Source organism: Bacillus sp. FSL R5-0523, assembly GCF_037975295.1.
In the GTDB taxonomy this organism is placed as follows: Bacteria; Bacillota; Bacilli; order Bacillales; family Bacillaceae; genus Bacillus; species Bacillus subtilis.
Genome location: NZ_CP150251.1, coordinates 1953794 through 1972537 on the forward strand (window position 1 = coordinate 1953794; position 18744 = coordinate 1972537).

Consider the following 18744-nt stretch of genomic DNA (forward strand, 5'->3'; position numbering starts at 1 on the left):
TTCGTAGGAAAATAATAGAGAAGGGATCAACAGAGTAACATCTGGATATGACAATATTCTTCTCGAAAAAACTTCCTAATTCGTCATATTGTGATATAATAAAACTCGTTATGTTAAAAAATCTAACATCAAAATCGAATTCGTGTTGAATTGATGAAAACGGGAGGTAAATATGGAGTCTTTTTTCAATAGTTTGATTAATATTCCAAGTGATTTCATCTGGAAATACCTATTTTATATTTTAATAGGGCTTGGATTATTTTTTACCATACGTTTTGGTTTTATCCAATTCCGTTATTTTATTGAAATGTTCAGAATAGTAGGGGAGAAGCCGGAAGGAAATAAAGGTGTTTCATCTATGCAGGCATTCTTTATTTCGGCCGCATCCCGAGTCGGCACAGGGAATTTGACTGGTGTAGCCTTAGCAATTGCGACAGGCGGACCAGGCGCTGTATTTTGGATGTGGGTAGTGGCTGCAGTAGGTATGGCTTCAAGCTTTGTTGAGAGTACGTTAGCGCAGCTTTATAAGGTGAGAGACGGGGAGGATTTCCGCGGAGGGCCGGCCTACTATATTCAAAAGGGTCTTGGTGCCAGATGGCTTGGCATTATTTTTGCTGTCTTAATTACTGTCTCATTCGGCTTGATTTTTAACGCTGTTCAAACAAATACAATTGCTGGAGCATTGGATGGCGCATTCCATGTGAATAAAATAGTTGTAGCCATAGTTCTGGCGGTTTTAACTGCGTTTATCATTTTCGGCGGTTTAAAACGTGTTGTCGCTGTTTCACAGTTAATTGTGCCGGTTATGGCAGGCATTTATATCCTTATCGCTTTATTTGTTGTGATCACAAATATTACGGCTTTCCCTGGTGTTATCGCTACAATTGTTAAAAACGCTTTAGGTTTTGAACAAGTTGTCGGCGGCGGAATTGGCGGCATCATCGTTATCGGTGCGCAGCGCGGACTTTTCTCAAACGAAGCAGGGATGGGAAGCGCTCCAAATGCGGCTGCAACAGCTCATGTATCCCATCCGGCTAAGCAAGGATTTATTCAAACATTAGGCGTATTTTTCGATACATTTATCGTATGTACGTCCACAGCATTTATCATTTTGCTGTATAGTGTAACACCAAAAGGCGATGGTATCCAAGTCACACAGGCTGCCCTTAATCATCATATTGGAGGCTGGGCGCCGACTTTCATCGCAGTCGCAATGTTCTTGTTTGCATTCAGTTCAGTTGTCGGCAACTATTATTATGGTGAGACAAATATTGAATTTATTAAAACAAGCAAAACATGGTTGAATATATACCGGATTGCGGTTATTGCTATGGTTGTGTATGGATCTTTATCAGGCTTCCAAATCGTTTGGGATATGGCGGACCTCTTTATGGGTATCATGGCGCTGATCAACTTAATTGTGATTACGCTGCTGTCAAACGTTGCTTACAAAGTGTATAAAGATTACGCGAAACAGCGTAAGCAAGGACTTGATCCTGTGTTTAAAGCGAAAAACATCCCAGGGCTGAAAAACGCTGAAACATGGGAAGATGAGAAACAAGAAGCATAATATAAATATAAAACAAAGCTGCATTCAATTGTTGAATGCAGCTTTTTCATTATTGGAAATAAATTTAATTTTTCGACTCGATTGAAAAATGACGTGTAAAGTCCCAACTCAGTCCGGTTTTCTTTGTTCTATATGTGTCATGTGTATCTTATTCAATAGAGATAGAGCAAATTGACAGGCTTTTAAACCTCCCAAAAACAAGAAATTAGGTTGATAGACAATCATGAGAAAGATTTTTACAATGAGTTCATGCTCATAAGAAGTGAAGAGCCAAAATGATGCGAAGGAGGAAAAGATCAGATATGAAACGGTCAATCTCGATTTTTATTACGTGTTTATTGATTACGTTATTGACAATGGGCGGCATGATGGCTTCGCCGGCATCAGCAGCAGGGACAAAAACGCCAGTAGCCAAGAATGGCCAGCTTAGCATAAAAGGTACACAGCTCGTTAACCGAGACGGTAAAGCGGTACAGCTGAAGGGGATCAGTTCACACGGATTGCAATGGTATGGAGAATATGTCAATAAAGACAGCTTAAAATGGCTGAGGGACGATTGGGGTATCACCGTTTTCCGTGCAGCGATGTATACGGCAGATGGCGGTTATATTGACAACCCGTCCGTGAAAAATAAAGTAAAAGAAGCGGTTGAAGCGGCAAAAGAGCTTGGGATATATGTCATCATTGACTGGCATATCTTAAATGACGGTAATCCAAACCAAAATAAAGAGAAGGCAAAAGAATTTTTCAAGGAAATGTCAAGTCTTTACGGAAACACGCCAAACGTCATTTATGAAATTGCAAACGAACCAAACGGTGATGTGAACTGGAAGCGTGATATTAAACCGTATGCGGAAGAAGTGATTTCCGTTATCCGCAAAAATGATCCAGACAACATTATCATTGTCGGAACCGGTACATGGAGCCAGGATGTAAATGATGCTGCCGATGACCAGCTAAAAGATGCAAACGTTATGTACGCACTTCATTTTTACGCCGGCACACACGGCCAGTTTTTACGGGATAAAGCAAACTATGCACTCAGCAAAGGAGCGCCTATTTTTGTGACAGAATGGGGGACAAGTGATGCTTCCGGAAATGGCGGTGTATTCCTTGATCAATCGCGGGAATGGCTGAAATATCTCGATAGCAAGACCATTAGCTGGGTGAACTGGAATCTTTCTGATAAGCAGGAATCATCCTCAGCTTTAAAGCCGGGGGCATCTAAAACAGGCGGCTGGCGGTTGTCAGATTTATCTGCTTCAGGAACATTCGTTAGAGAAAACATTCTCGGCACCAAAGATTCGACGAAGGACATTCCTGAAAAGCCAACACAAGATAAACCCACACAGGAAAACGGTATTTCTGTACAATACAGAGCAGGGGATGGGGGTATGAACAGCAACCAAATCAGTCCGCAGCTTCAAATAAAAAATAACGGCAATACCACGGTTGATTTAAAAGATGTCACTGCCCGTTACTGGTATAACGCGAAAAACAAAGGCCAAAATTTTGACTGTGACTACGCGCAGCTTGGATGCGGCAATATGACACACAAGTTTGTGACGTTGCATAAACCAAAGCAAGGTGCAGATACCTATCTGGAACTTGGGTTTAAAAACGGAACGCTGGCACCAGGAGCAAGCACAGGGAATATTCAGCTTCGTCTTCACAATGATGACTGGTGCAATTATGCACAAAGCGGCGATTATTCCTTTTTCAAATCAAATACGTTTAAAACAACGAAAAAAATCACATTATATGATCAAGGAAAACTGATTTGGGGAACAGAACCAAATTAGTTAAGCTTTTTTTGGCGGACATCAGTAACGATGTCCGTTTTTATCATCTAATAGGAGGTTTGCGTTGTGGATGAAATACTGAAACAGTATATGGTGATGTACAAAGAAATGAGTAATGTGATAAATGGTCCGGACTATCCAGGTAAGGAAAAAGACATCCAGCATCAAAAAGATCAGATCGAAGTTTACGAAAAACAGCTGCAGCAAGGATTTTCTACAGATTATGACTATGATGTGTTTGCTGACTCTGTTATCAAATGCGCATATGGCGATATGACGCTGGAGGATTTAGAAGCCGTTTATTATGGATTGACAACGCCATTTTTTTGATTTGTCATTCAGCAGAAAAATTTCAATTTCTGTCTCACTAACTTAAGTATACTTTTATATTGAGACAGAAATTTATTTATTTTGTTTACTTCCTAGAATATATATTATGTAAACTAGAAAAGATGAAGATTAAAGCTTTGCTGTTTTTATGTACATCCTTTCTTCTTCCTGTAATTCAGCAACAAAATAAAAAAGCGATTTCCCAATCGGAAAATCGCCAATTATGTGTGCCTTATGTGCTCTTAACGATTTACAACAAATGTTGTCACGCTTTGAGCTGGAAGATGGGCCCAAAAATGATTGCCTGATACAGTGAGATTCGTTCCAGGTTGTAGATTGCTGCTGCTGCTCGTGATCCATCTAGATACGTTTGAAGCAGATCCATTCTGCAAAACAAAGTTTTGGTTGACTCCTGTGTTGCTTTTATTGATAGCAACAATAACGACCTTGTTGTCACCTTTATAGGCTGACACGTAAACGTTCGCATTAGGGTTTTTCGTTGCATCAATCCTTACATAGCCGGGACGCACAAACTTTGAGAAATGAGCCATATTGTAGCCGCGTTTGCTGATCGTACCATCTTCTTTCATAGGTCCATATGATCTTCGGATGTACCACCATACATAAGCTTGAAAGTCCCCCTCTACCATCGCATTGTGAATATGCTGTGAAACATCCAATGCCTCAGGCCATCGATCCGCCGAGTTGTTATCACTGTTTGGATAGTATACTTCCGTCATCCAAAGGTCCTTCCCCGCTCCTTTTTGTTTGAAAAGAGGATAAGGGAATTGGCTGACCTGGGTGCCGTACAGGTGAGTTCCGAGAATATCCATATTGGCAAGAGCCTGCGGATCGTTCAAGATCGGGTCTGACAAATTCTTTAAGTATTGAAAAGACTCAGGTGCAATGACGCGGGCATTGATCGAGCCGGCGTTTTCTCTCATAAAGCGAAGTATTTCTTGCGGCGTCCACCACGTCCACTCGTGAGCGTAATCAGGCTCGTTTTGTACCGAAATCGCGTAAAGATTCACACCATTATTCTTCATGAAGGTAACAAAATCGTTAAGATGCTGCGCGTATGCTGCGTACTTGTTGTATTTCAGCCGTTTAGCCGATGTGTCACCATTACGATTAAAGGTCTCAACCATATCACTTGGAGGATTCCAAGGAGAAGCAAAAACGATTGCTCCATGTTTGACCGCACTCTTTGCAGTCTCCACCTCTTTATACCAATTATTTCGATTTTCATCTACATGAATTCTTAAGATTGAAAATCCTAACTGGTTCTGTCCATTGCCAAAAGCAGTTTCTCTTTGAGCTGCTGTAAGATCCCCAGTCCAAGCCGGATGATTCATCCCTCCAAAACCGCGAATCACTTGTTTCTCTGCAGATACATTAACTGTTACATCACTTGCTGCCAAAACTTCAGTAGCGCCTGGCCCTAACATGACTGACAACATAGTGAAACATACTAATAGTACACAAATTGTTTTTTTTATGCGTGGAATCATTTATTTCTCTCCTTCGTAATGTGTCTTTTACGGTATTAAAAAATCTGCATGGCATATCCATAATGGCGGGCTGTCCCGGTGCTGGCCCGTACTTCACCCGCCTCGTTTTTAAGCGGTCCCATTACGAGTACTATCTTTGCGTAAACTGCCAGTAATCAAAATTAAACAAGTTTCCTGTACCTGTTCCGGTAAATACAAAGAATACTTTGTGCACACCGGTTGCCCCGCTTACTGCAGTTTCTATTTCTCTCCACGTTTGCGCTCCACCTGTGGAAGGTACATTCAGAGTTCCAACAAGCTTACCATCAGCACTATCGAGGCGCACTTCTATTTTCCCGCCTAAAGTGGATGCTACATTTGCTTTAAATGTCCTGGCACCGCCCGCTCCGAAGTCTGCATTTCCTACAGCAATCCAGTCTCCATTTTGAATGCTTGTTACATGCTGATTATTTACTGGCCCGCCGGGTGCTGTGGACTTCTCTGTCAAAATGCGTCCATTCCAAGCAAACGTTTCAGCTTCTACCCGGTTATAAGGATTCAAATTGGAAAGCTGTGTTACACCTGCATAATTTGCTGCTACCTCTTGGATGGATCCATCTGGGTTATGCACCAGCTTATTAATATGGGGAGAACGGTATCCTTTGCCGGCCCCGAACAGAGCGGAACTGACAGTTTGCGCGTGGTACACCACATACCACTCGTTTTTAAAATTGAAAACAGCATGATGGTTGTTTCCGCCACCTCCGAAAAATGCGCCCGGATTTTTCAGGAAATGCCCTCTATATGTAAAGGGACCCATGGGATTTGAACTGGTCATGTAGCCGATCTCACCCGGGGGTTTATCGGCCGGGTGCGTGCCGCCGAAATTAATGCAATAGGAGTAATAATATGTTCCGTTATACTTGTGCAATCCCGAATCTTCAAACATGAAAGGCGCATCAATTGTAGATGCACTTCCAACAACACTTGTCATATCAGGCCCCAATTTTATGACTCTAGCCGTTTTAGGATTGGCCCATTGTGCCTGCGTTGGATTTGAACCGCCAGGAACGCCTCCCCCGGCATACAGGTAACCGGTGCCGTCATCATCTACAAATACTGCCGGATCAAAAAGCCATACAACACCAGACATTCCTGGCGTACTTGGCATAACGAGCGGTTTTCCGATTGGGTCGGTCCATGGACCAATCGGGCTGTCTGCGGTGAGAACCCCGATACCTCCGCCGCTGTTTGCGAAATAAAGGAAGAATTTATCCTTGCCATTAATTTTTTTAACTGCGATTGACGGTGCCCATGACGCACCTGCCCATTTTGCAATTCCCCGGCCTTCATTAGCTCCATTGGCACCTGCTACCGGAATGGCTCCGTGGTCTGTCCAGTTCACCATATCCGCTGAAGATATGACGAATACTCTATTCAAATTGGCAAATGAATTATCTTTAATTGTTCCGTTGCTATTATATTCATAGTCATCACTTGACATATAGATGTAGACTCTTCCGTTATAGGTCAGCGCAACCGGATCCGCTCCCAAATGATGGTCGATAAGCGGGTTTGAATTCCCTATATGTTTTGCAATTGTAGTACCTGTGGCAGCATACGCAGACTTCCCAGCTAAGCAGCTCAATAGTAAAGCAAAAACAAATAAACATACGCTACACTTTTTCCTCATCACTTAACAGCCTCCTTTTTCCTTAAAATGAAGGGTTCTTTTGAAATTTGTTAACAACAGGTCATGAAGACTGCACCACTTGTTTCTTCAAGATCAATCTAGAAAAGTTCCCCCATTCCTAGCGGTCATTGTCCAGAAAATAAAATGGCGAATTGTTCAAGTCCCCTATAACGCTTGAGCAGGTATGTATATTTATTCAAAAAAATCCCTTTATCTAACATCCTACATTATTAAAAAAATAGTGTATAGAATACTTTTGGAGGAATTCGTGTTCGATTCTACAAAGGAACTGGATACATTTATTCATTGTTTAGATGGGGCTACATATACGGTTGTTACCGACTCTTCTTCGCTTAGACTGTTCCCTCGATTATTGACATAATAGACATCATCTCTGCTGATAGGGAATCAAGGCTTAAAACCACTCAATCTATTGAAGTATTGTTCTCTTCTTTGCAAGACCTTTCGTTATCATTTCGCCCTCTTCCCCTGCGAAATATGTCATATTTTTTCATCTTTATGTAATGAGCGTTTTCGAAAAATCAGCGGTTCATGCCGCTGCTTTTTAAAGAGTATAAAAACTATTGAGCAGTATACCCGCTTTTTCATGTTTTGTTCATATTTTATTAATTGTTTATTCAACACTGTCCGCTATAGTAATCCATATCAACAAATATGACTGCGACTCGCATCTTTTATGAAGGGAGGTCCGTTACGCTGAAAGAAAAAATAAAGACCTTAGGCCGTTTTTGCACCGTAGGCGTCGGCAATACGCTGATAGATTTTGGTGTCTTCTTTCTTCTTACCGCTTGTCATGTCTCTTATCTGCCGGCGCAGATCTGCTCCTATACTGCAGGTATCGTCAACAGCTATGTGTGGAACCGGAATTGGACGTTTTGTGTGAAACGTAAGGCTGACGGGAAAGAGATCGTGCGTTTTCTCATGATTAATATTGCCGCGTCGGGGATCACCTTTTTGCTGCTTTATTTGTTTCAAAATTGCGGCTGCTCGCTTTTGGTGAGTAAGCTCGCCGCCACTATCGGCGGAATGATGATGAATTTTATCGGAAACCGAATCTGGGTATTTGGAGATTCACTGAAAAACATACAGGATCAGGAGTGAGGATGAATGAGAAAAAAAGTGAGAAAAGCAGTTATTCCCGCAGCGGGTTTAGGAACGAGATTTCTGCCGGCGACAAAGGCGCAGCCTAAAGAAATGCTCCCAATCGTCGACAAACCAGCAATCCAATATATTGTAGAAGAGGCCGCAGAGTCAGGAATTGAAGATATACTGATTATTACAGGGAGAAACAAACGCTCGATTGAAGATCATTTTGATCGATCGGTAGAATTGGAATTCAATCTCCGGGAAAAAGGCAAGACGGAGACACTTAAGGAAATGCAGCAGATTGCCGATTTGGCCAACATTCATTACATCCGCCAGAAAGAACCGCTCGGATTAGGCCATGCGGTGCTGTGTGCGGAGCATTTTATCGGAGATGAGCCTTTTGCTGTTCTCTTAGGTGATGATATTATGGTGTCTGAAACACCGGCTCTTCGGCAATTAATGGATGTATATGACGTTTATGGCACAGAGGTTGTCGGTGTACAGTCAGTTCTCCCTGAGGATGTCAGCAAATATGGTATTATAAATACATCAGGGTCTCAAGGGCATGTATACGAAGTGAACGATTTAGTGGAAAAGCCTTCTCCTGAAGAAGCACCTTCGGAAATCGCAGTAATGGGACGTTATGTGCTGAATTCTTCGATCTTCTCCGTTTTGAAGACAATTGGCAGAGGCGCGGGCAACGAAATTCAGCTGACAGATGCGCTTCGTGAGGTTTGCCGTAAGGAGCCGATCTATGCCCGGCTGCTGGAAGGAAATCGATATGACATTGGCGATAAGCTGGGCTGTTTTAAAGCGAGCACCGAAATCGGCTTAATGCGTCCCGAAATGAGATCTCAGCTTTTGGCCTATTTAGAAGATGTGATCAAATGGGAAACGAAAGAAATGCTGCGGTAAAAAAATTGTAACCATCTTGCTCGTCAATCAGTCATATAATAGTGAAAAAGATTAGGACAGGTTGTGAAGAATGTGGGCAGTTTGATAAGCGAAATTTTAACATGGCTGACGAACATGGGATATGCGGGTATTGCGATTGGGTTAATGATTGAAATCATTCCGAGTGAGATTGTATTAGCTTATGGCGGCTATATGGTATCGGAGGGCACGATTGGATTTATTGGCGCAATTATTGCGGGTGTTATCGGGGGCACCATTGCCCAGATCTTTATTTACTGGATCGGCCGCTATGGCGGCAGGCCATTTCTGGACAAATACGGGAAGTATTTATTGATTAAAAAGCATCATATCGACATGTCGGAAAACTGGTTTCAGAAATACGGCGCCGGAGTTGTCTTCTCGGCTCGTTTTATACCGGTTGTCAGACATGCCATATCCATTCCGGCAGGTATTGCCAGAATGCCTTTTCTCAAATTTGTGGTACTGACTGTGCTTGCTATCATTCCATGGTCTATCCTGTTTGTTTATTTAGGCATACAGCTAGGAAGCCAGTGGGATGATGTTGAGAATATAGCAGGCACTTATACAACACCGATTATGATATTGGCTGTTGTCGTGATAGCCCTTTATTTTGTGATTAAGAAACGTACAGCCATATTTAAACGATAGCTAGCAGATATGCATAGGGGTGACTGACGCTCCCCTATGCATATTTTTTTACTTCCGATGTTGATTTGCCAGCTTCAGATTCTCCGCTAAAAATGCGACAAACACTTCATCCCGCACGAGCGATGCGGCATAATTTCTCTTAATAAACCATTCTGCCTCTTCAAACGATGCGAATGTTTCGTCTTGGGTTTCTCCGTTAATTTGAATATTCCATTCGTTGTCTAAAGGGAAAAGAAAAAATCTCATTTGTGCGCGATTTTCATATAATGATCCATTCGCAGATCCCTTTAGATTATAGATGTTACGGAAGGCATCCGGCCGTACAGGATCAATACGGAAAGCTTCAGCTACAAACAACTCGTATACTTCATCGGTTATTGAACAGCCGGACGCTTTTGCATGCCCTCCGCCGCCATATCGGCCGGCGATTTCTGACACATCGATGTAATCATGAATGGTGCGGAGACTGACTCGTTTTGACCCCATGCTCAAAATCGCAATGTAATCGAGGTGCGGATTATCTTTCCCTAGCCTGTTCCCCAGCTCTGAATGGTACGATTCAGCGTGAACGATGCCTACACAGTGTTCGTGAACAAAGGTTTGTACCATTTCCCTTTTCTTTCTGCGGAGGTAGCGCTCGATTTTTTCGTCTTCTAAATCAAGCAGTTTTTCTTCAAAATCATCGAAGAAAAATTCGTCATGCGCGGAAAGGCGCTGGATCATTTTTGCTTCAAATTCATCGATTGACAGCAAAAAGAAAAGATCATTAAGCCGCTTCGCCTGTTTTTGATCGTACCGCTCCCACTCCCATGTATCGTATTGGCGGACGAGCTCTGTGAATTGATCTAAGGCGTTTGTCGGTTTCATGAAGCCATTTTCAACGAGATAGCCATATAAAAGCGATGTCGCGGATGTGAGCCTTCCATCATCGTATTCCACCTGGACAAATCCCCATTCATGCTCATTCAAATGAAGGGCTGTTTTATGATGGTCAATGAGCTTCACTTTGCCCCCTGCATGAAAATACTCATTCAATCTCTCTTCGTTTTCTTCATTGACGGCGAGATCGGTGATGAATAACGCGTCCTGTCTGTTGCTCTCCTTCGCTTTTTCTAAAAAGTACTGCACCTGTGCGTTTAAGCCGTTGACAGAGTTATACCGGACCTCTACGTCTTTTCCGAACGCTAATTTTGCTACGATTCCGCACCCTACTCCGTCCAAGTCGTTATGTGAATATAAATGATACATAATGTGGGCCCCTTTTTATGATAAACTGACAATTGCCGCTAGAGGTGCGGCAGCCTTTATTTACTATTCTAAAAAACAAAGTGTTTTATGCAAATGTAATTAGTTGACATAATGTTGTTATTGTAAATATATAAAGGAGCGCTTTTTACGCTCCTAAGTTCTTGCTTTTATACTGGATAAACCGGATGCTTTCGATTGGTAAATGTCATTTCCTTTGTCATGTATGCCTTGAGCCGTTTGGCCAGCTCATCACGCAGCGAATTGGCTGGGATAACAGCATCAATGATCATTTCTGAAGCCAGACGGTAGATATTGATGTCCTCTTTATATTCTTCCCGTTTGCTGCTGATAAATGCGGCTCTCTCTTCTTCTGGCAGCTCGGCGATTTTTTTAGCGTAGACAGCGTTTACAGCGGCCTCAGGGCCCATGACGGCGATTTGGGCGGTTGGGAGCGCTAGACAGCAATCCGGTTCAAATGCCGGCCCTGCCATTGCATACAACCCCGCTCCGTACGCTTTTCGGACAATGACAGAGAGCTTTGGAACAGTTGCCTCCGACATCGCAGAAATCATTTTCGCTCCGTGTCTGATAATCCCAGCCTGTTCTACTTTAGTGCCAATCATAAAACCGGGGATATCGGCTAAGAACAGCAATGGGATATGAAAAGCGTCACATAAGGTAATAAACTTAGCCGCTTTGTCTGCTGAATCGTGGAATAAGACGCCTCCTTTTACCTTCGGCTGGTTTGCAACAATGCCGACAGGCTGTCCGTGGATTCGTGCGAGGCCCGTCAATAATTCCGGTGCAAATAAGGCTTTGATCTCAAAAAATGAGTCTTCATCTATGATCCGCTCAATCAGCTCATGCATATCAAAAGGCGCGTTTTGATTTTGCGGAATGACGTCAGCAAGCGGAGTTTCGAAGTGTTTTGGCGGGCGTTTCTCATGAATGGGCGCTTTTTCTTGAAAATTTGCCGGAAAGTAAGACAAATAAGCCCGCGCCAGTTGTATGGCTTCTTCTTCAGTTTCTGCAAGAATATCTCCGCAGCCGGAGATTGAGCAATGCATGCGGGCGCCACCCATTTCTTCGAGAGACACTTTTTCGCCAATAACCATTTCCGCCATCCTTGGCGAACCTAAATACATGGAGGCGTTACCGTCTACCATAACGACGATATCACAGAAGGCCGGAATATAAGCGCCACCTGCTGCAGATGGTCCGAAAAGCAGACAGATTTGCGGAATGCGTCCTGATAATTTGACTTGATTGTAAAAAATTCTTCCTGCACCGCGTCTCCCTGGAAAGACATTGATTTGGTCGGTAATTCGGGCGCCTGCCGAATCGACTAAATAAATGAGCGGACAGTTTAATTTTTCGGCGGTTTCTTGAATTCTGATGATTTTTTCAACTGTTTTAGCTCCCCATGACCCCGCTTTCACTGTTGAATCATTCGCCATGACGCAAACAGTTTGGCCGCCGATTTTGCCGATAGCGGTGACAACTCCGTCAGCGGGAAGCCCGTCTGACATACATTCCGCAAAAAAAGCGTCTTCTAGCTCAATGTCATCGTCAAAGAGAAGGGAAAGCCGCTCTCTGACAAAGAGCTTGCCTTTTTCCCGATTGCTTTGATGATACTTTTCCGCTCCGCCTTTTCGAATCCGTTCAGCCCGTTCTGTTCGTTCCTTTTCATAATCCATGAGCATTGCCTCCCTTTTATATTCCCTTGTATACGGCCCGTCTTTTTTCTTGAAAGGCCTGAAGCCCTTCTCTCCTGTCTTTTGTCGGGATGGTTTGTTCATACGCTTTTTGTTCAATCGCAAGGCCTGTAGCGAGATCTGTCTCCAATCCTTTATTGATTGCAAATTTAGCCTGACGGACAGCGATCGGCCCGTTGGCAGAAATGGCTGCGGCCAGTTCCTCTGCTTTTGGCATAAGGTCACAAGGAGCCGTGACATGCTCTACAAGGCCGATTTCTTTTGCTTCGTGTGCGGTCACGCGTCTGCCTGTATAAATGAATTCTTTTGCTTTTCCTCTGCCAATCAGCCGGGGCAGCCTTTGGGTCCCTCCAGCGCCCGGGATAATAGCTAACCCTGTTTCCGGAAGTCCCAGCACAGCTGCTTCAGTTGCGATTCGAAGGTCGCATGCCAATGCCAATTCTAGTCCGCCGCCTAATGCGCTTCCATTTATCGCAGCTATGACCGGCTGCGGCAAGGCATCAAGTAACGCCGCCGTTCTTTGAATGAGAGATACACTTTCCAGAACCTGATCTTCTTTCAGTTTTATCCGTTCCTTCAGGTCTGCCCCTGCACAAAACGCTTTTTCACCGGTGCCTGTGAGGATGACGCAACGGATGTTTGAGTTGAATTCAATTTCCTGAAGAACCATTTGCAGGTTTCTAAGCATTTCCGCTGAAAGAGCATTTGCTGCCTGAGGCCTGTTTAAGGTGATCAACGCAATATGTTCATTTTTAACAGTAAAAAGAATAGAGTCTCCCATTGTATGCGTCCTCCCTTTTATCAAGATGATTTAAACACCTGTAAATTTCTGCTTGGCAGCGGTTTGCCCATTTTTTCTTCTATCCATTTGGCCGCAGATAGCAGTTTTTCTAGCTTTACATTTGTTTTGATATCCATCTGTTCAAGCATGTACACGATATCCTCAGTTGCGGCGTTTCCTGATGAACCTGGCGCATATGGGCATCCCCCAAGCCCGCCTGCCGAGCCGTCGAACACCGTGATGCCCATTTGGAGTGCTGTGACCATGTTGGCCAGAGCTGTTCCTCTCGTATCATGAAAATGCAGGGCAATTTGATTAGCCGGGAATCGTGCCAAAAGAGCTTCAAGTACAGTTTCCACTTGGGCGGGATTAGCCGCTCCAATCGTATCTCCAAGCGACAATTCAGAAATCCCAAATTCAAATAGAGCTTCTGAAAGGCGAATGACTTGTTCAATGGGGACATCTTTTTCGTACGGACAGCCGAAAACAGTCGAGAGGTAGGCTCTTGTTGTGAGGTTTGCTTTTTGTGCGTCGTTGTTTACTTGTTTGAGTATATGAAGGGATTCAGAAGTGGATTTATTGATGTTTTTTCTGTTGTGCGTCTCGCTGGCGGACATAAAAACGCAAGCCTCGTTAATGCCTCCTTCAAGCGCATTCTCCAGTCCTCTTTGATTCGGGACAAGTGCCGCGTACGTTACCCCTTTTAAACGGTCGATGCCTTTTGCTACGTCGATAGCATCTCGAAGCGCCGGAATCCATTTCGGGTGAACGAAGGATGTGATTTCAATATACGAAAGCCCTGTCCGGGAAAGCTGGTTGATCCAGGTTATTTTATCCTCTGTTGCGATCCATATGGGCTCGTTTTGTAAGCCGTCACGCGGGCCGACTTCTTTGATTGTCACTTTTTTAGGATATGACATGGTCTTCCTCCAAATTATTGAGTGGAATCGCTCAGTTCGAGCAGTACGTCTCCTTCATTTACAAAGTCGCCTTCATTTTTTTTGACTTCTTTTACGACTCCGCTTCTATCTGCAACGATCGGGATTTCCATTTTCATCGATTCCAAAATGGCTACCTCCTGGCCCTTTTCGATTTGGTCGCCGGCTTTGACGTGGACTTTCCACAGGTTTCCTGCCATTTGTATGCTAACCGTCATGACAACTGCCTCCTTTATAGGTGTTGTTTCAAAAAGTCAGTCGTGACATCCCCTTCTTTAAATGCCTTTGTTGCCGCAGCCTGTATGAGAAGCGGAAGATTTGTTTTGATTCCCTCTACACGATAGTCGCGAAGCGCTGTCTCTAGTTTTTCAATTGCTTCTGTTCTGGTTTGGCCTTTAACAATCATCTTAGCGATCATCGGGTCATAAAAAGGGGTAACGGTGCTGTCTTTTGCTACCGCACATTCGTGTCTGACTCCTTTTTGGTCAGGAAGTGAAAACGCAGTGATCGTACCCGGTGACGGGAAGAAGGTCTTGGGATCTTCCGCGTATATTCGAACCTCTATCGCATGCCCGTTCCGTTGGATGTCTTTTTGGGAGAATGTGAGTGTATGGCCCGCAGCAATCCGCAGCTGCTGCTCAACTAAGTCCAGGCCTGTTATTTCTTCAGTCACGGGGTGTTCAACTTGCAGTCTCGTATTCATTTCGAGGAAATAAAAATTTTGCTTCTGGTCAACTATAAATTCGATGGTGCCTGCGTTCGTATAGCCGATTGCCTTCGCTGCTTTTACCGCTGTTTGCCCGATCTTCATTCTTAGTTCATCGTCTACAAATGGAGACGGTGCTTCTTCAATGACTTTTTGGTGGCGCCTCTGAACAGAGCAATCACGTTCAAACAGATGTACTGTATGGCCGTGTTGATCGGCCAAAAGCTGAACCTCGATGTGACGCGCATGTTCAATAACTTTTTCTATATACATCGACCCGTCACCGAAAAAATCTGCTGCGCGCTTTTTGTTTCCCTCGTACGCTTTTTTTAATGCTTCTTCATTTTCAACACGCTGCATTCCGATGCCCCCTCCGCCCGCTGAAGCTTTCAGCATGACAGGATAGCCGATTTGACTTGCGGTGCGGCAGGCTGCCTCTATATCTCCGAGGGATTCAGAAACGCCCGGCACCACAGGGACACCTGCAGCCTCCATTGCTTTTCGCGCTTCAATTTTGCTGCCCATCTTTGCGATGATATCAGGGGAAGGTCCGATAAACACGATGTTTTCTTGCTTGCAGCGTTCAGCGAATCGGCTGTTTTCTGATAACAATCCATATCCAGGGTGGATCGCGTCGGCATTTGCTTTTTTCGCCGTCTTTATGATTCTCTCTATATTTAAATAACTTTCACTGACTCTCGATTCCCCGATCAAATAAGCCTCTGTAGCGGCTTTTGTATGGAGCGCGTCCTTGTCTGCTTCTGAATAAACAGCGACCGTTTTAATGCCGAGACGGCTGCATGTTCGGATAATTCTCATTGCAATTTCTCCGCGGTTGGCGATCAGTACTTTTGTAAACATGATTTCACCTCATTTACTTGATGATAGGTTGAACATTTCAATCGTTTTTTCTCGCAGTTTATATTTTTGAATTTTGCCTGAGGCCGTCATCGGATAGTCATCCGTAAAAATAACATAACGCGGAATTTTGTGGCGGGCGATTGTCCCTTTGCAATAGGCTTTAAGCTCATCAGGTGAAACGCTTTTACCGTCTTTCAGTTTAATCCAGGCTGCAGCTTCCTCCCCGAATTTGGCGTCAGGCACACCAACCACCTGTACATCTAAAACAGCGGGATGCCGGTATAAAAATTCTTCAATTTCCCGCGGATAAATGTTCTCGCCGCCTCTGATGAGCATATCTTTTAATCTTCCGGTGATGCGGCAGTACCCGTCTTCATCCATGACAGCAAGATCTCCGGTAAACAGCCATCCGTCATGATTGATTGCTTTTCTGGTCGCTTCTTTGTCTTTATAATAGCCTTTCATGACGTGATAGCCACGGGTGCACAGTTCTCCCTGCATGCCTCTTTGAACTTCTTGACATGTCCCAGGTTCTACAATTTTCACCTCAGTATGTGGCAGGGCGCGGCCGGTTGTTTCGACTCTTCTTATGAAGGAATCATTTGCTCTCGTTTGCGTAATGACTGGCGAGGCTTCGGTTTGTCCATAGGCGATCGTAATGTCTTTCATGCCCATCCTTTCAATCACAGCTTTCATCACTTCACTTGGACAGGGAGAGCCGGCCATGATTCCTGTTCGGAGCGTCGATAGATCATATGCATCAAAATCCGGATGATGCAGCTCGGCGATAAACATGGTAGGCACACCATGGAGCGCTGTGCATTTCTCTTTTTCTACCGTTTTAAGGACGGTAACGGGATCAAATTCTTGCACGGGTATCATGGCTGCCCCGACGGATACACATGCCAAAACCCCAAGCACGCATCCAAAGCAGTGAAAAAACGGAACCGGGATGCACATGCGGTCTTGAGAGGTTAAAACCATACATTCAGCGATATTGGCAGCGTTATTGATGACATTAAAATGGGTCAGCATCACGCCTTTCGGAAACCCTGTCGTTCCTGATGTGTATTGCATATTAATCACATCGTCTTTATCCAGGCTGTTCATTCTTTCTTCCAGCTCAGCATCTGTCACTGTTTTCGCCAATATCTCTGTATCGTCCCAATGATACATGCCAGCCAACCGTTTATTGCCAATATAGATCAGCGTTTTTAAAAAGGGATAGCGTTCAGATTTCAGTTGGCCGGGCTTTGCTTCTTGCAGTTCTGGAATTAAACTGTTTACGATGTCTGGATAAGAAGTGCCCCTGTATGAATCCATGATAATAAGCGCGGCGGCATCCGATTGCTTTAACAAGTAGTCCAGTTCGTGTGCTTGATAATTGGTATTGACGGTTACGAGCACGGCTCCGATCTTTGCAGTTGCGAACTGGACGGCAAGCCATTCAGGGATATTAGAAGCCCATATGGCGACGTGGTCTCCTTTTCCAATCCCCATCCGCATGAGACCTTTAGCGGTTTGACGGCACAGACTGTTAAATTGAGCGTACGTATAACGGATATTTCGGTCTGGATACACAACAGCGTCTCGATCGGGATACGCATCAGCTGTTTGTTCCAGCAGCCTGCCGATTGTGGAATGGATGAGTTCAGCCATTCATTGTTCCTCCTTTCTTAATGATAGGAAAGCGTTTACATTTTTATTTTAAAAGCTGTCTGGCGATCACGAGACGCTGAATTTCAGATGTGCCTTCACCGATTTCCATTAATTTTGCGTCCCGCAGCATCCGTTCCACCCCATACTCTTTCATATAGCCTGAACCTCCATGGATTTGAATGGCTTGATTGCAAGCTCTTGTCGCCATTTCAGATGCGAATAGCTTGGCGTACGCCGCTTCTTTGGTGAACGGGCGGTTATGGTCTTTCAGCCAGGCGGCTTTTAACACCATTTGCCGTGCCAGATCAATTTCCATCGCCATGTCAGCAAGCTTAAATTGAATCGCTTGAAAGGAAGAAATCGGCTGTCCAAACTGCTTTCGTTCTTTCGCATATGCCAATGATGCGTCAAGGGCCGCTTGGGCAATGCCGACTGCAAGAGCAGCGATGGAGATTCGCCCTCCGTCCAGCGTATATAGAAACTGTTTAAACCCTTTTGTTGGATCGCCAAGTAAGTTGGCCGCAGGCACTCTTACATCCTCAAGCAAAATTTCCGCTGTATTCGATCCGCGGACGCCCATTTTATCGTACGGGCTCGTAATCGTAAGTCCTGGTGTGTCAGTTGGCACGATTAATGCGGAGATGATGTTTTTTCCGTCTTTGTTTTTGCCTGTTACGGCGGTTACAATAACTGTGCGTGCGTAGCTTGCATTAGTGATCCAGCACTTTTCGCCGTTGATTACATACTCGTCACCATTTGAAATCGCTTTTGTTTGAGTGCCTCCTGCATCTGAGCCGGCATTTGGCTCCGTCAGGCCGAATGATCCGAGTGCTGTGCCTGAAGCCAGCGGCGTCAAATGCGTCTGTTTTTGCTCTTCTGTTCCGAAGTAGTATAGAGGGCTTGCACCTAGCGAGACCGCTGCAGCATAGCTTAATCCAGTACTGCCGCAGGCTTTGCCGACTTCTTCAACCGCTAAGGCATATGAAATCGTATCACCGCCAGATCCGCCATATTCTTCTGGAAATGGAATACCCATCAGACCGAGTTCACCCATTTTTTCAAATGTTTGCATCGGGAACTCGCCTGTTTGATCTACATGTTCAGCGTGAGGAGCAATTTCTTTTTTCGCAAAATCTTTTACCATTTCACGCACCATTTGTTGTTCTTTTGTCAGCTCAAAATTCACATCGTTTCCTCCTTCACATCTTTGTAACATCCTATTAGGCGAGTTCTATAATCATTCCCTGACAAGAAAAGTCT

General features: G+C 44.3%; 16 protein-coding genes. 6 read left to right on the forward strand and 10 right to left on the reverse strand.

Going from position 1 to position 18744, the window contains the following annotated elements:
* The first annotated feature begins 172 nt into the window (after positions 1–172).
* From NYE53_RS09835 to NYE53_RS09845, 3 genes are all read left to right on the forward strand, one after another.
* Positions 173–1570, forward strand: coding sequence for an alanine/glycine:cation symporter family protein (locus NYE53_RS09835; RefSeq protein WP_326213748.1), 1398 nt, complete (start codon positions 173–175; stop codon positions 1568–1570).
* A gap of 302 nt (positions 1571–1872) precedes the next feature.
* A complete protein-coding gene (gene eglS / locus NYE53_RS09840; protein WP_339248415.1) occupies positions 1873–3372 on the forward strand; it encodes an endo-1,4-beta-glucanase EglS in 1500 nt (499 codons plus the stop codon).
* 66 nt (positions 3373–3438) lie between these two features.
* Complete coding sequence (locus tag NYE53_RS09845) at positions 3439–3702, forward strand: YnfE family protein (protein WP_251188425.1); 264 nt, start codon at positions 3439–3441, stop codon at positions 3700–3702.
* Positions 3703–3944: 242 nt separating this feature from the next.
* Here the strand turns inward: NYE53_RS09845 and xynC are convergent, their stop codons facing one another.
* A complete protein-coding gene (gene xynC / locus NYE53_RS09850) occupies positions 3945–5213 on the reverse strand; it encodes a glucuronoarabinoxylan endo-1,4-beta-xylanase XynC (RefSeq protein ID WP_339248417.1) in 1269 nt (422 codons plus the stop codon).
* Between the two features lie 130 nt (positions 5214–5343).
* Entirely contained in the window at positions 5344–6885 is a 1542-nt protein-coding gene (xynD, locus tag NYE53_RS09855; protein ID WP_339248419.1) for an alpha-L-arabinofuranosidase, read from the reverse strand.
* 675 nt (positions 6886–7560) lie between these two features.
* Here xynD and NYE53_RS09860 point away from each other — a divergent pair.
* The 3 genes from NYE53_RS09860 (at position 7561) to NYE53_RS09870 (ending at position 9576) form a co-directional block, all read left to right on the forward strand.
* On the forward strand, positions 7561–8007 hold the full coding sequence (locus NYE53_RS09860) for a GtrA family protein (RefSeq protein ID WP_014479951.1): 447 nt from the start codon (positions 7561–7563) through the stop codon (positions 8005–8007).
* 6 nt (positions 8008–8013) lie between these two features.
* On the forward strand, positions 8014–8907 hold the full coding sequence (galU, locus tag NYE53_RS09865; RefSeq protein WP_339248421.1) for a UTP--glucose-1-phosphate uridylyltransferase GalU: 894 nt from the start codon (positions 8014–8016) through the stop codon (positions 8905–8907).
* Positions 8908–8979: 72 nt separating this feature from the next.
* Positions 8980–9576, forward strand: a complete 597-nt coding sequence (locus tag NYE53_RS09870) for a DedA family protein (RefSeq protein WP_003231529.1) — start codon at positions 8980–8982, stop codon at positions 9574–9576.
* A 48-nt stretch (positions 9577–9624) separates the two neighbouring features.
* Here the strand turns inward: NYE53_RS09870 and nrnB are convergent, their stop codons facing one another.
* The 8 genes from nrnB to NYE53_RS09910 form a co-directional block, all read right to left on the reverse strand.
* A complete protein-coding gene (gene nrnB / locus NYE53_RS09875; protein WP_339248423.1) occupies positions 9625–10824 on the reverse strand; it encodes an oligoribonuclease NrnB in 1200 nt (399 codons plus the stop codon).
* 167 nt (positions 10825–10991) lie between these two features.
* Positions 10992–12527, reverse strand: coding sequence for an acyl-CoA carboxylase subunit beta (locus NYE53_RS09880; protein ID WP_217002342.1), 1536 nt, complete (start codon positions 12525–12527; stop codon positions 10992–10994).
* 10 nt (positions 12528–12537) lie between these two features.
* The gene (locus NYE53_RS09885) at positions 12538–13320 is read right to left on the reverse strand and encodes an enoyl-CoA hydratase (RefSeq protein ID WP_339248428.1); all 783 of its coding nucleotides are present in this window, start codon (positions 13318–13320) and stop codon (positions 12538–12540) included.
* 20 nt (positions 13321–13340) lie between these two features.
* Positions 13341–14240 (reverse strand): hydroxymethylglutaryl-CoA lyase, encoded by a 900-nt coding sequence (gene ldeG / locus NYE53_RS09890; RefSeq protein ID WP_326211526.1) that lies wholly within the window; start codon positions 14238–14240, stop codon positions 13341–13343.
* Positions 14241–14254: 14 nt separating this feature from the next.
* Positions 14255–14476, reverse strand: coding sequence for an acetyl-CoA carboxylase biotin carboxyl carrier protein subunit (locus tag NYE53_RS09895; RefSeq protein ID WP_335451600.1), 222 nt, complete (start codon positions 14474–14476; stop codon positions 14255–14257).
* Between the two features lie 14 nt (positions 14477–14490).
* Complete coding sequence (locus tag NYE53_RS09900) at positions 14491–15825, reverse strand: acetyl-CoA carboxylase biotin carboxylase subunit (protein WP_024573041.1); 1335 nt, start codon at positions 15823–15825, stop codon at positions 14491–14493.
* A 9-nt stretch (positions 15826–15834) separates the two neighbouring features.
* On the reverse strand, positions 15835–17484 hold the full coding sequence (locus NYE53_RS09905; RefSeq protein ID WP_339248434.1) for an AMP-binding protein: 1650 nt from the start codon (positions 17482–17484) through the stop codon (positions 15835–15837).
* A gap of 43 nt (positions 17485–17527) precedes the next feature.
* A complete protein-coding gene (locus NYE53_RS09910; RefSeq protein WP_064911698.1) occupies positions 17528–18670 on the reverse strand; it encodes an acyl-CoA dehydrogenase in 1143 nt (380 codons plus the stop codon).
* Positions 18671–18744 lie beyond the last annotated feature (74 nt).